Source organism: Streptomyces flaveolus (genome assembly GCF_000716535.1).
In the GTDB taxonomy this organism is placed as follows: Bacteria; Actinomycetota; Actinomycetes; order Streptomycetales; family Streptomycetaceae; genus Streptomyces; species Streptomyces flaveolus_A.
This window is the reverse complement of the sequence record NZ_JNWV01000034.1, coordinates 44,781-57,462: the sequence shown is the minus strand read 5'-3', so window position 1 is coordinate 57,462 and position 12,682 is coordinate 44,781. Positions and strand designations below refer to the sequence as shown.

The window sequence follows — 12,682 nt, the reverse complement described above, 5'->3', positions numbered from 1 at the left end:
TCCGCCTGCTGTCGTGGCCGGCGGGCTGGTTCGCAGCGTTATCGCCGGTAAACCCAGAGTGACGTGAGACCAGCGTGGCGCAGCGGATGCGCTCCCGCAACTCGCCGCGACCGACCGCTGCTCAACGTGTGCGACCGACCGCCGCCGGGTTGCGCCCGTCCGACCGCCGCCGGGTGCGCGCGATCGACCGCCGCCGGGTGCGCGCGATCGACGCCGTTCCGGCATGTGCGGCCGGCCGCTCCCCGGCCGTGCGGGGCCGCGCGCTCCTCAGCCGCCGCGCCCCGCCGCCCGGCGGACCGCCTCGACGAACCGCCGTGCCGCGGGCGGCCCCGGCCGGCCCGGCGCGGGATCGTGCGCACCCATCGTCAGCAGATACCGCGTGCCGTTGACATCGGCGAGCGCGCGGTCGTCCGGTACGAACCACGGCTTGGACGCGCGCACCGCCTGTACCGGCGCGCTGTCTATCTCGCTGCCGTAACTGGTGAGCAACTGCAGCCTGCCGTCGCTGATCCGGACCTGCCCGGCCCGGGTGAGCGAACGCAGGCGTTTGCCGATGCGCACGCCTGTGGCCGTGAACTCCGGTTCCGCCATCTCTGGCCGCCCCCTCGCGGTGTTCCCGTGGTTCCCTGGTGCGCCCCCGTTCGGGACGGTCGTCCCGTCGCGTGCAGTCTGCCCCGGCTCGGCTCGGAGCACCAGTGCGCGCGGGGTGCGTGCGACAGCCGCCCGGAGCACTCGCGCCCATGCGCCCCCTGTCGTCTCGCACATCCGTGCCCCAGCGCGTCTTTGGGTGGCTCAAAGATGCGTTTATGCAGGTGGGAAGCGGTGTCAAAGGTGCCTATGCTCGATCTGCCGGCCCGCGTGAGGCGCCGTCGGCGAGCAGCGTAAGGAGCCCCGCCGTGAGCATCACTCCCCAGATCAGCACCGGCGCCACCCTCGACGTCGACCGCAGTGACCCCGCCTACCGTGACTGGCTGAAAGAGGCCGTCCGCAAGGTTCAGGCCGACGCGAACCGGTCGGCGGACACGCACCTGCTGCGCTTCCCGCTGCCCGAGCGGTGGGGTATCGACCTGTACCTCAAGGACGAATCCACCCATCCCACCGGCAGCCTCAAGCACCGGCTCGCCCGTTCCCTGTTCCTCTACGGCCTCTGCAACGGCTGGATCCGTCCGGGCCGTCCGGTGATCGAGGCGTCCAGCGGTTCGACGGCGGTCTCCGAGGCCTACTTCGCGAAGCTGATCGGCGTGCCCTTCATCGCGGTCATGCCCCGCACGACGAGCGCGGAGAAGATCCGCCTGATCGAGTTCCACGGCGGACAGTGCCACTTCGTGGACGACTCCCGGAAGATGTACGAGGAGTCCGCCCGCCTCGCGGTGGAGACGGGCGGCCACTACATGGACCAGTTCACCTACGCAGAACGCGCGACGGACTGGCGCGGCAACAACAACATCGCCGAGTCGATCTTCCGTCAGCTCCGGCTGGAGCGGTTCCCGGAGCCGGCCTGGATCGTCGCCACGGCGGGCACCGGCGGCACCTCCGCGACCCTCGCGCGCTACGTCCACTACATGCAGTACGACACCCGGATCTGTGTCGCCGACCCGGACAACTCCTGCTTTTTCGAGGGCTGGACGTCCGGTGACCCGGAGGTCACCTGCGACTGCGGTTCCCGGATCGAGGGCATCGGCCGGCCGCGCATGGAGCCCAGCTTCGTGCCCGGCGCGATCGACCGGATGATGAAGGTCCCGGACGCGGCCAGCGTCGCCGCCGTACGGGCCCTGGAGGCGGCCATCGGCCGGAAGGCGGGCGGCTCCACGGGCACCGGCCTGTGGAGCTCGCTGAAGATCGTCGCCGAGATGGTGGCCGAGGGGCGTACGGGCAGCATCGTCACGCTGCTGTGCGATCCGGGCGACCGGTACCTGGACAAGTACTACGCGGACACGTGGCTCGCGGAGCAGGGCCTGGACATCGCGCCGTACGCCGCCGCGATCGACACGTTCCTGGCCACGGGCGTGTGGCCGGACTGAGCCGCCCCCTCCCATCCCCGGGCGGTCGCCGTGCGACAGGCTGGTGGCCGGGCTGTGAGGGTTTGGTGACGTCTCAATTGGAGCCCCGGGCAAGCCGGTTGCACCTAAGCAACTGATAAGATCATCCCACTTTTCAGTGGACTGACGGCGTGTCATGAACGCGTCTGGGGGACAGTCTCGAAGGCACCGTCGCGCTGTTCACGTTCCCGGCGCGATGCGACTTGAAGAGAGTCTCATGACGTCATTGACTCAGGATCCACTGTTGTGGATCTTGCTGGTGGTGCTCGTCGCTGCGGTCGTCGCGGTGATGCGGGCCCGGAGAACCAACATGGCGCTCCGAAGAACGAAGAAGGACCTGGAGGCCGGACTCGGGGAGGCCCGCGGCGATGTCGGGGAACTCCACGCGCACATCGCCACGCTGAGCGCCCAGCACCAGCGCGACCTCGCGGACGTCCGGGCGGACGCGGAGGCGGCGACCAAGGCGGTGCTGAAGTCCGCGATGGGAACGCTCCAGTCGCTCGCCGAGGAGCAGCAGGTACTCCTCGACAGCCTGTTGAAGAAGTACGGCGACACCACGGAGGTCCTGGCCGACCTGATGACGGTCGACCACACCGGCAGCCAGTTCGGCCGCCGCGCCAAGGGCATCTCCGTGCTGTGCGGCGGCTGGCTGGGCCGGCGCGAGGGTGCCGCCACGGTCTACGACGTGGCCCGCAGCGCCCAGGGCCGGATCAAGGACTTCAACCGGGTCAGCGTCCACTCGCAGGTGAACGTCTCCCTCGTCGGCAAGGCGGTCGAGCCGGTGGCCGTCGTGCTGGCCGAGCTGCTGGACAACGCGACGAACTACAGCGCGCCCGGCACCCCGGTCGAGGTCAACATCCAGACCGTACCGACCGGTGTGTGCTTCATCGTCGACGACGCCGGCCTCGGCATGGACCAGGAGACCAAGGACCGGGCCGCGGCCCTGCTCTCGGTCGACGGTCCCGTCGACATCACCGGTCTCGGCGATCCGCCGCGGTTCGGCTTCGCCGTGTGCGGCATGCTCGCCGCCCGCTACGGCTTCGCCGTCTCCGTCGGTTCCGTGTCCCCCTACGGCGGAGTGCGTGCAGTGATTCGTGTGCCCGAAAGTCTCCTCGCGGCCGACGCGCCCGCCCCCGCGGCCGACGCCCAGGACACCACGGGCCCGGAGGCGGCCCCCCAGCGGCTGGCGCCGGTCCCGGTCGTGGGCCCCACCCACGTGGTGGGGACGACCACGGGAGGTCTGCCCAAACGCCGGCGGCGCAACGGCCCCGTCACGGTGGTCCCGGCGCTCGACGCCGCCGGTCAGGAAGGAACGTCCGAGCCGGCCAGCGAGGTGACGGCGTCGCGGCTCGGGGCGTTCGCGCGTGGAACACAGCTTGGGCGCACCACGAACACCACGGAAGGACCTGACAACAAGTGAACATCGACCTGTCCTGGGTGCTGAACGACGTGCTCGAGGTCCGTGGAGCCCGGCACGCGATCCTCGTCTCGGGCGACGGCCTGCTGCTGCAGCGCTCGGACGACATCGGGCGGGACGACGCCGAGACGAACGCCGCCGCGATGAGCTCCATGCAGTCGCTGAGCCGGGCCGTCGCCGGTTTCGTGGGAGCGGGACACGGGATCTGGAAGCAGACGCTGCTGGAGTACGACGGCGGCTGGATCTTCCTGATCGCCGCCGGCCAGGGCTCGTACCTCGCCGTCTCCGCCGCGCTGGACGTCGACATGGAGGCCATGTCCTTCCGCATGCAGAAGACGGTCGCGGGCCTGAGCAAGGCGATGAGTGTGGCGCCCCGCTCGGACAACGGTGCCGGCGCATGACGACCCCCGACGAGGAAGCCTCCGTCACCAGCGACTTCGTCCGCTCCTACGTCATCACCGGCGGCCGTACGCTGCCGGACTCGGACGACCTGGCGCTGCACACCCTGGTCACCCTGGCTCCCGACCGGACACCGCCGCTGGGAGCCGGCCCCGAGGTGATGGCGATCTGGAAGCTGTGCGCGGGCGGCTATCTGTCCGTCGCCGAAGTGGCCGGCCACCTGGGACTGCCGGTGGGGGTGGCCCGGCTGCTGCTGACCGATTTATTCGAGCAGGGACACCTCCTGCGCCGCGCCGAGCCGCCCCGGGCTCAGAACGTTGACAGAGCGACCCTGGAAAAGGTTCTGAATGGACTCCAATCCCTCATCGGCTGAGACGGCCCCCGGCTCCATCTACGTCTCCAGCGCGGTGACCAACGCTGCGAAGATCCTGGTCGTCGGGCATTTCGCCGTGGGCAAGACGACCTTCATCGGCTCCCTGTCGGAGATCACCCCGCTGCGCACCGAGGAGAAGATGACGCAGGCGTCGCTCCACGTGGACGACCTCAGGGGCGTGACCGACAAGACCACCACCACCGTGGCCCTGGACTTCGGCCGGCTCACGCTCAGCGACGACCTCGTGCTGTACCTGTTCGGCACCCCCGGACAGCAGCGCTTCATGCAGCTGTGGGAGGACATGGCCCGCGGGGCGCTGGGAGCACTGCTCCTGGTCGACCCCGCCCGGCTGGAGGAGACGTTCCCCGTCATCGACCTCGTCGAGCGGTACGGCCTGGAGTACGCCATCGCGGTCAACAGCTTCGAGGCGGGCAAGGTGTACGAGGAGGCGGAGGTGCGCGAGGCCCTCGACCTGCTGCCGGACACCCCCGTCGTCTACTGCGACGCCCGCGACCGGCAGTCCTCCGCCCTCGCGCTGATCGCGCTCGTGCGTCACCTGCTCACCCGAGCCGCCTGACACGACCGTCCGCGGTCGCCTGACACCCCCATCCCCCGATCCCCGGCCCGGACCCGACCCCCGGCCTCCGCCCCGGACCCTCGGCCCGGGCCCGGACCCGGACCCACGCCGGGCCCCCGGTCCGGAACCGTCCTCGGTCTCCGGCCCGGACCCGACCCCCGGCCCCGGTCCGGAACCATCCGCCCGGACCCTCGGCCCGGAGCCAGCAGAAGGAACTTCATGGACCGCCAGTCAGCCCCCGCCCCCGCCGGCGCCAGATGCCCCATGCACGACGCGGCGTTCGCCGCCGACCCGCACCTGGTCTACGACCGGCTGCGCGCCCACGCTCCGGCCGGACCGGTCGAACTCGCCCCCGGCGTCGACGCCACCCTGGTCGTCGGCCACGAGATGGCGCTGCGCGTGCTGCAGAACTCCACGCTCTTCGCCCGGGACGCCCGCCGGTGGAAGGCACTCAACGAAGGGCGTATCGGGCTGGACAGCCCGGTGCTGCCGATGATGGCGTACCGGCCCAACTGCCTGTTCACCGACGGCGCCGTGCACCTGCGGCTGCGCAAGGCCGTCACGGACAGCCTGGCCCGGCTCAACATCACCCGCATCCGCCGTGACGTCGAGCCCATCGCCGACTACCTCATCGACCAGTTCAGCGAGCGAGGCCGGGCCGACCTCCTCAACGACTACGCCAAGCTGCTGCCGCTGCTGCTGTTCAACAAGCTCTTCGGCTGCCCGGCGGACATCGGCGACACCCTCACCAGTGCCATGTCGGCGATCTTCGACGGCAAGGACGCCCTGCGCGCCAACGAGGAACTCAACGCCTGCCTGATGGAGCTGATCGCCCTCAAGCGCCGCCGGCCCGGCGACGACGTCACCTCCTGGCTGATCCAGCACCCCGCCGGGCTCACCGACGAGGAACTCAAGGACCAGCTCGTCATGCTGATGGGCGCCGGCGTGGAACCCGAGCGCAACCTCATCGGCAACGCCCTGCTCCTGCTGCTGTCGCCCGACACCAGCGGGCGCGACTCCGGGCTGCTGGTCGGGGAGGCCATCGACGACGTGCTGTGGAACCAGACGCCCATCGCCAACTACGCCACCCACTACCCGGTGCAGGACGTGGACCTCGGGGGAGTGGTGGCCGAGGCCAACACGCCGGTCGTCATCAGCTTCGCCGCGGCCAACAGCGATCCCGCGCTGGCCGAGGCCCGCCGGAAGCACGGCAAGGGAGCCCACCTGGCCTGGGGAGCCGGTCCGCACGCCTGCCCGGCCAAGGACCCGGCGCAGGTCATCGCCATCACCGCGATCGAGAAGATCCTCAACGCCCTGCCCGACCTCACGCTGGCCGTTCCCGAGAAGGAACTGGAATGGCGGCCGGGGCCGTTCCACCGGGCCTTGGTCGCGCTGCCCGTGGCCTTCAGCCCGACCCCGGCCACCCGCATGGTCTCCGCCCTCCAGAACCGGACCGTCTCCGCCGGCGGGGAGCAGCCGCTGCCCACGGCTCCGGCCTCCATCGCTTCCGCCGGCCGCCAGGAACCGGCCCGGAAGAAGGGATTCTGGAGCAGTTTCCTGGACATTTTCCGGGTCTGATGTGCGGCATGTGACAGGAGCAACACTGTCAGGCGCATGACGAAGGAGAGGGGAAGGGTAGGTTCCGGCGGTAACGGTAGCGCCCAGCCACAGAGGAGCTTCGCGTGACCGCCGTTGGCGTCATACGCGGTACCACCCCCGACCGCCGAGTCGTCATCCCCCTCCTTCGTCGTCTGAGGTCCGGCGAAGGACTGGCCGACCCCCTCCCCGTCTGGGACGAACTGCGCGCACTCGGCGATGTGGTGCCCGCGCCCTGGGGCGGCTACTTCGTGACCGGATTCGAGGCGTGCAGCCAGGTCCTGCGCGGCAGGAACTGGCTCGTCCCCGACTTCGACTGGCAGGAGCGCCAGCCCGACCCGACGCGCTGGCGGCAGCCGGCGACACGGGAGATGACACGGACTCTCTCCCGCCTCAACCCGCCCGTGCACACCTTCCAACGGCGCGCTCTGGGCAACCTCTTCGACCGCGGCACCCTGGAGGCCATGCGGCCCCGGATCGCCGGCCACGTCACCCGGCTCCTGGACCGCCTCGCCTTACGGCTGCGCACCCACGGCGAGGCCGACTTCGTCGACACGGTCGGCGACCGGCTCCCGATCCACACCGTCGGCCAGTGGCTCGCCATCCCGGCCGAGCACTACCCGCGGATCCTGGACTTCACCCACCGGCAGGTCCACGCCCAGGAACTCCTGCCCACCAAGAGCGAACTGGCCGTCTCCGCCCAGGCCACCCTGGAGATGAGGGCCTACTTCACCCGCCTGATCGCAGACCGGCGCCGCCACCTTGGCAACGATGTCCTCTCCGGCTGGATCCGCTACTGGGACGCCCAGTACCCCGACGACCGCGCGGCGGCGGACCAGACGCTCTACGACCTGACGATGTTCATCACCATCGCGTCCCTGGAGACCACCGCGACGCTGCTGACCAACGCCGTCTGGTTCCTCACCCGGGATCCGGCCCGGGCCGACTGGCTGCGCCGGCACCCCGAACACATCGACGACGCGATCGACGAGGTGCTGCGCTACGACCCGCCGATCCACCTCAACTCCCGGTACGCCGCCGACGACACCGTCCTCGCCGGCGTCCCCATCGCGAGGGACACCACCGTCCACGTCCTCTACGGCGCCGCCAACCACGACCCGCGCCGCAACGAGAACCCGCACGAGTTCGACATCCGCCGCAAGGGCGCCCATCTCACCTTCGGCGGCGGGGCCCACTACTGCCTCGGCATGGGCCTGGCCCGTCTGGAGGCCCGCCTGCTGCTCAGTGAGCTGCTGGAACGATTCCCCACCTTGCGGCCGACCGCGGCCCCGACGTACGCGAGCCGGATGGTCTTCCGGCGCGTCACCTCCCTGACGGTGACGGCGTGACCCCCCGGAGGCGTCCTTTCCGCACCTGACGACACGATCCGCCCCGAAGCGACGACGACTTGACTCCCCCGAAAGCGACGACATGACCGCCCTCCCCCTGACGGCTCTCCCGGCCGGCCCCGTACGGCAGACCCTGCGGACCCACCGGGAGGGCCCGGTCCTCACCATCGAGCTCAACACCCCCGAGCACGGCAACACCGTCACCGACGCCCTGCTGGACGACCTCCTGGCGGTCCTTCAGGACCAGGACCCGGCCGTCCGCGTGCTCGTGCTCACCGGAAGCGGCGCCGACTTCAGCCTCGGCGGGGACCGCGGCGAGTTCGCCCGGCACCTCGCCGCCGACCCCACCGGCAGCGGCATCCGCGTGTCGGGGACCAAGGCGCGGCGCGTCTGCGACGCCCTGACCGGGAACCCGGCCGTCACCATCGCCCGCGTCCACGGCAAGGCCGTCGGGGCGGGCATGGCCCTGGCACTCGCCTGCGATCTGCGGGTCGGCTCCGAGGACGCGACCTTCCGGCTGCCCGAACTTGCCCTCGGGCTCCCCACCGCGTGGGGCGGCCTGCTGCCCCGCCTCATCAATGAGGTAGGAGCCGCCCGCGTCCGCGAACTCGTCCTCACCGGCCGGGCGTTCACCGCGGCGGAGGCCCACTCCCTGTCCATCCTGCAGAGGGTCGTGCCGGCTCACGAACTGGACGCGGCCGTCGACGCCTGGGCCAAGCCCATCGTCCGCCGCCCCCCGGCGGCACTGCGCGTCACCAAGGTTCTGCTCAACTCGCTGTCCGCCGCATCCCGCCTGGCCGACGTCTCGGCGCTGGACGCGGAACTCATGGCAGCGGTGGTGTCCGAGGCGCACCACGTCCGCGGCGACTGATCACCGCCGGGACGCGTACCCGTCCAAGGACGTCACCGCGTCACGGAAGGCGCGCCCCAGGCCCGCCCGGGCCAGCGTGAGGAGGAACCGGAACGGCGCCGTCCCGTCAGCGGCGAAGGTCCACTGCACCCGGGTGCCCGTGCCCCGAGGCGTGAGGCGCCACTCCTCGGCCAGGGCACGGGCCCCGGGCGCGTTGGTGCTGTCCACGCGGTAGGCGTACACCTCGGGCGCCTTCGTGACGAGCACCGTCTCCGCGAACCGCGCCCCGCCCCGAAGCCGGACCTCCCGTCCGGCGCCGCCGTCGGTGGCCCGGGCGCGCGTCACCGCCGCGAACCACTCGGCCCAGCCGGGCACGTCCTCGGCGAGCGCGCGGAAGACCTCCTCGGGCGAGGCGGAGATGTTCCGTGCGAAGACCAGGCGGACGGGCGCGGTCCCGATGAAGCCGAGGTCCACCGGGCGAAGACGACGAGCCATGGACGAATCCCCCTCGTGACACTCCCGCAGGCGGTTGACCGAGTATCGTCACCTTAGCTGACGGGCTCTCAGATGTCTGTGCCGTCCTCTTCCCCGGACTCGCCCGCCACCAGCACCCGCAGGTGCTCGGAGATCTCCGCGCGCGCCTCGGCGGGCAGTCCGGCGTCGGTCACCAGCGTGTCCACCTGTTCCAGCGCGGCGAACGAACTCAGGCCCACCACACCCCACTTGGTGTGGTCGGCGACCACCACGACCCGGCGCGCGGAATGCACCAGCCGCCGGTTGGTCTCGGCCTCCGCGAGGTTCGGCGTGGACAGGCCGGCCTCCACCGATATGCCGTGCACCCCGAGGAAGAGCAGATCGAAATGGAGCGCGGCGATCGCCTGGTCGGCCACCGGCCCCACCAGCGAGTCCGACGGGGTGCGCACCCCACCGGTCAGCACCACCGTCGCCGCCCCCTGCCACTGCCCCGAGGTGCGCTGTGCCGAGTGGAAGACGTCCGCGACCCGCACCGAGTTCGTCACCACGGTCAGGTCGGGCACCTCCAGCAGGTGCTGCGCGAGCGCGTACGTCGTCGTACCGCCGGACAGGGCGATCGCCGCCCCCGGGCTGACCAGCCGGGCCGCGGCGCGCGCGATGTCCTCCTTGGCGGTCAGCTCCAGCCCCGACTTCGCCTCGAACCCCGGCTCGTGCGTGCTCGCCTCGACCACCGGCACGGCGCCGCCGTGCACCTTCTCCAGCACGCCCTGGCGGGCCAGCGCGTCCAGATCGCGGCGCACGGTCATGTCCGAGACACCGAGCTTGCGGGTCAGTTCGTTGACCCGCACCCCGCCCCGGCGCCGGACCTCGTCCAGGATCAGGGCGCGGCGCTGCTCCGCGAGGAGGTTCTGATTCTCGCTCACGTACGCTCCGGTCCTTTCGCCGCCATCCGTCCGACACGCCCGGCGCACCGGCTCCGACCAGGAAGTTCCATCTGTCCGGCAGTGCGCGGGCGTCCCATCTTTTCACGGGTCGGCGCCGGTTGCGCCACCGCGTCGTGACCCGTCCGCCGTCACACGGTTCGGGGAGATTCCGTGACGAGAGGTGTACGCGACCGCCGGATCCGAGATCCTGAGGCGCGCACGACACAGACGTCAGGGCGTCACGGGGGAAGTGCGAGAACAGTGGAACGCGCGCAGGAACGTCCGGCGGGGCAGCGGGACCAGCGCCCTGCCGTGCCGTACGTCGGCCGGCCCGGGGAGCCACCGGAGACCGAGCTGGAACTGCTGGTGCACGGGGTCGGCGGGACCACACCGGAGAAGATGCTCGGCGACCCGCGCACGGTCCGGGTCACCGGCGACGACACGGCCGCCGTCTTCCGGCGTGCCGAGGACGCCGCGGCCGCCCCGGACGGGGGAGAGGCGGAGGGAGAGCGTGGGCGCCAGCCCCGGAGCGGACCGGTCCGGGAGGCGTACGTCTGGTGCAATCTCACCTCCGGCGACGGCAGCCGCGCTCTGTGGCTGTTGCTGCTGCCGTTCATGGTGGTGAACCTCGCCCACTGGATGCGCCCCGCGGCACCCGGCCGACCGCGCGTGGTCCGGCTCTACGGCCTCCTGGTGCGCCTGTCCGCCCTCACCCTGACCGTGCTGCTGGTGGCCGCCGCCTGCGAGGTGGCCCTCGACCTGGTCGCCTGGCAGTGCGCGGGCGTCCAGGCCTGCGTCCGCCGCCACTCCTGGCTGGGCTTCCTGTCCCCCGCCGCCGGCGGCTGGTGGAGCGCCCCCGGCCGCCGGCTGGCCCTCGCGGCGGCACTGCCGACCACGCTGACCGCCCTGCTCTGGTACCTCTCCCACCGCACGTGGCGCGCCTACGAATCCCACCGGCCGCTGTCCCCCGACTCGGGCCCGGCCGCCGGCGAACCCGCCCTGGACGAGGGTGGACCGGAGCCGGGGAGCGACGGACCAGGGCCGGCCAGGGGAGGACTGGAGCCGGCCGGCGGTGGACCTCGGTCGGCCGGCGGCGGACCGGAGTCGGCCAGGGGCGGGTCGGGCGCGGGGAGTGGTGGACCCGCCTTGGCCAGCGGTGGAGTGGAGCCGGGGAGTGGTGGACCGGAGACCGAAGGTGGCGGATCCGCCTCGGCCGGCGGGGGACTGGAGCCGGCCGGCGGGGGGCCTCGGTCGGCCGGCGGCGGACCGGAGCTTGCCGACGGCGGACTGGAGCCGGCCAGGGGCGGGTGGGGCGCGGGGAGTGGTGGCCCCGCCTTGGCCAGCGGTGGAGCGGTCCCGGGGAGTGGTGGACCGGAGGCCGATGGCGACGGATCCGCCTCGGCCGGCGGGGGACCGGAGCCGGCCGGGGGCGGGCGGGAGCCGCGGAGTGGCGGACCGGCCTCGGACGGCGGCGGACCCGTCGCGGTCTGCGGGGGACCCGGGGCGGACAGCGGTGACCCAGGCGTCGCCGTCCACGGCAGTGCGCTGGCCCGGCCCGGGTTCTGGTACGGGCGTCGCCTGGTCGCCCGGCTGCGCGCGGCGCACACCGCGGCCGGCCTGCTCACGGTGGCCGCCGCCGTCACCGCCCCGGCGGCCCGCTTCGACCACCGGCCCGGCGGCCCCGCGGTCCTGGACGTCCTCGGCCTGCTGCTGGCCGCGGCCCTGTTCGTCTGCGGGGCGGCGGTGGTCGCGGTGGTCTGCCGCCGGGGCCGCAGCGAGTGGCGGCTCGACCAGCGGCTCGACCGGCACCTCGTCCGCCGCCTGCCGCTCGCCGCGCTCGCCCTGCTGCTGCTCGGGCTGGTGTACGCCGGCTGGTCCCGGCCCGGCTGGCGGTCCACCGGCCGGCTGCCCGGCGACCTCTCCTTCGGCGCCCTCATGCTGGCCCAGGGCCTGCTCGTCGTCGTCCTCGCCGCCGTGGCCGGGTACCTGCACCGGCGCCGCCCCGACCCGCGCGCCGGAATGCGCGGCCTCGGCGGTCCCGCCGTCGCCCTGCTCGCCTGCGCGCTCGGCGGCGTGATCTCCGGCGGGGTCGCCCAGCGCGTCGCCGACTGGCTGGACGGCACCCGCGCCCTGCTCACCGGTCCGCCCGTCCTGCTGACCTGGCAGGCGTCCGTCATCCCGGCGCTCCTCGCGGTCCTGCTGCTCCTGGCCGCCGGGCTCGCCCTGCACACCGCCCGGCTCGCCCGCGCCGAACGCGACCGGGTCCGCCGCGAGCACCCCGGCGAGCCCGAGGACCCGTCCCGCACCCGCGCCATCGCCCACGCCCGGGCCATGGCCACCCTCACCGACCGGGTGCCGCTCGTCGTCGCCGTACTCACGGCCACCACCCTCGTCCTGGGCTCCGTGGCACTGACCGGAGCCCTGGCCACGAGGAAGACGCCCGACGGGGCGGCCCACCGCGCCCACCACCTCCTCCAGGCCGTGGCCGAGACCTCGCAGGCGCTGGGCTCCTGGCTCGTCGGCCTCGGCTTCCTGCTGTTCGTGACCTGGGGCAGGCGCGCCACAAGGACGCCTCGGCCCGGCGCACCATCGGCATCCTCTGGGACGTCGGCACCTTCTGGCCGCGCGCCGCCCACCCGTTCGCGCCGCCCTGCTACGCCGAGCGCGCGGTCCCGGACCTGACCT

12 protein-coding genes are annotated in these 12,682 nt (G+C 72.5%); 9 read left to right on the top strand and 3 right to left on the bottom strand.

All coding sequences use genetic code 11. The features are described from left to right. Positions 1–267: 267 nt before the first annotated feature. Positions 268–591, bottom strand: a complete 324-nt coding sequence (locus tag OO52_RS32820) for a hypothetical protein (protein WP_014671112.1) — start codon at positions 589–591, stop codon at positions 268–270. 305 nt (positions 592–896) lie between these two features. Between OO52_RS32820 and OO52_RS32815 the strand changes: the two genes are divergently transcribed. The 8 genes from OO52_RS32815 to OO52_RS32780 all read left to right on the top strand — a co-directional run bounded on the left by OO52_RS32815 (position 897) and on the right by OO52_RS32780 (position 8,621). Continuing rightward, the gene (locus OO52_RS32815; RefSeq protein WP_030651949.1) at positions 897–2,021 is read left to right on the top strand and encodes a PLP-dependent cysteine synthase family protein; all 1,125 of its coding nucleotides are present in this window, start codon (positions 897–899) and stop codon (positions 2,019–2,021) included. Positions 2,022–2,256: 235 nt separating this feature from the next. Then, positions 2,257–3,459: an ATP-binding protein gene (locus OO52_RS32810; protein WP_030651946.1), complete on the top strand. Its 1,203-nt coding sequence runs from the start codon at positions 2,257–2,259 to the stop codon at positions 3,457–3,459. Beyond that, positions 3,456–3,857 carry a roadblock/LC7 domain-containing protein gene (locus tag OO52_RS32805; RefSeq protein ID WP_030651943.1) on the top strand — a complete coding sequence of 134 codons (402 nt, stop codon included), beginning with the start codon at positions 3,456–3,458 and terminating at the stop codon, positions 3,855–3,857. Before OO52_RS32810 ends, OO52_RS32805 begins: the two co-directional genes overlap by 4 nt. Next, a complete protein-coding gene (locus tag OO52_RS32800) occupies positions 3,854–4,228 on the top strand; it encodes a DUF742 domain-containing protein (RefSeq protein WP_030651941.1) in 375 nt (124 codons plus the stop codon). Before OO52_RS32805 ends, OO52_RS32800 begins: the two co-directional genes overlap by 4 nt. Further along, entirely contained in the window at positions 4,203–4,805 is a 603-nt protein-coding gene (locus OO52_RS32795) for a GTP-binding protein (protein WP_030651938.1), read from the top strand. Before OO52_RS32800 ends, OO52_RS32795 begins: the two co-directional genes overlap by 26 nt. A gap of 219 nt (positions 4,806–5,024) precedes the next feature. Continuing rightward, complete coding sequence (locus OO52_RS32790; RefSeq protein WP_030651935.1) at positions 5,025–6,383, top strand: hypothetical protein; 1,359 nt, start codon at positions 5,025–5,027, stop codon at positions 6,381–6,383. 104 nt (positions 6,384–6,487) lie between these two features. Further along, positions 6,488–7,750: a cytochrome P450 gene (locus OO52_RS32785; protein WP_030651931.1), complete on the top strand. Its 1,263-nt coding sequence runs from the start codon at positions 6,488–6,490 to the stop codon at positions 7,748–7,750. A gap of 82 nt (positions 7,751–7,832) precedes the next feature. Continuing rightward, positions 7,833–8,621 carry an enoyl-CoA hydratase/isomerase family protein gene (locus OO52_RS32780; protein ID WP_030651928.1) on the top strand — a complete coding sequence of 263 codons (789 nt, stop codon included), beginning with the start codon at positions 7,833–7,835 and terminating at the stop codon, positions 8,619–8,621. On the opposite strand, the gene OO52_RS32775 is transcribed toward OO52_RS32780, so the two are convergent. Together OO52_RS32775 and OO52_RS32770 are read right to left on the bottom strand one after the other, a co-directional pair. Then, positions 8,622–9,095: an SRPBCC family protein gene (locus OO52_RS32775; RefSeq protein ID WP_030651927.1), complete on the bottom strand. Its 474-nt coding sequence runs from the start codon at positions 9,093–9,095 to the stop codon at positions 8,622–8,624. A 68-nt stretch (positions 9,096–9,163) separates the two neighbouring features. Continuing rightward, positions 9,164–9,997 (bottom strand): DeoR/GlpR family DNA-binding transcription regulator, encoded by an 834-nt coding sequence (locus OO52_RS32770; protein WP_030651926.1) that lies wholly within the window; start codon positions 9,995–9,997, stop codon positions 9,164–9,166. 261 nt (positions 9,998–10,258) lie between these two features. Here OO52_RS32770 and OO52_RS53135 point away from each other — a divergent pair, with 261 nt between their 5' ends. After that, positions 10,259–12,679 carry a hypothetical protein gene (locus tag OO52_RS53135; protein WP_420711452.1) on the top strand — a complete coding sequence of 807 codons (2,421 nt, stop codon included), beginning with the start codon at positions 10,259–10,261 and terminating at the stop codon, positions 12,677–12,679. Positions 12,680–12,682: the final 3 nt, after the last annotated feature.

Bases quoted from the DNA above. Each gene is read 5' to 3' on its own strand.
- OO52_RS32820 (WP_014671112.1), bottom strand. From the start codon at position 591: ATGGCGGAACCGGAGTTCACGGCCACAGGCGTGCGCATCGGCAAACGC.
- OO52_RS32810 (WP_030651946.1), top strand. From the start codon at position 2,257: ATGACGTCATTGACTCAGGATCCACTGTTGTGGATCTTGCTGGTGGTG.
- OO52_RS32800 (WP_030651941.1), top strand. From the start codon at position 3,854: ATGACGACCCCCGACGAGGAAGCCTCCGTCACCAGCGACTTCGTCCGC.
- OO52_RS32795 (WP_030651938.1), top strand. From the start codon at position 4,203: ATGGACTCCAATCCCTCATCGGCTGAGACGGCCCCCGGCTCCATCTAC.
- OO52_RS32790 (WP_030651935.1), top strand. From the start codon at position 5,025: ATGGACCGCCAGTCAGCCCCCGCCCCCGCCGGCGCCAGATGCCCCATG.
- OO52_RS32780 (WP_030651928.1), top strand. From the start codon at position 7,833: ATGACCGCCCTCCCCCTGACGGCTCTCCCGGCCGGCCCCGTACGGCAG.
- OO52_RS32775 (WP_030651927.1), bottom strand. From the start codon at position 9,095: ATGGCTCGTCGTCTTCGCCCGGTGGACCTCGGCTTCATCGGGACCGCG.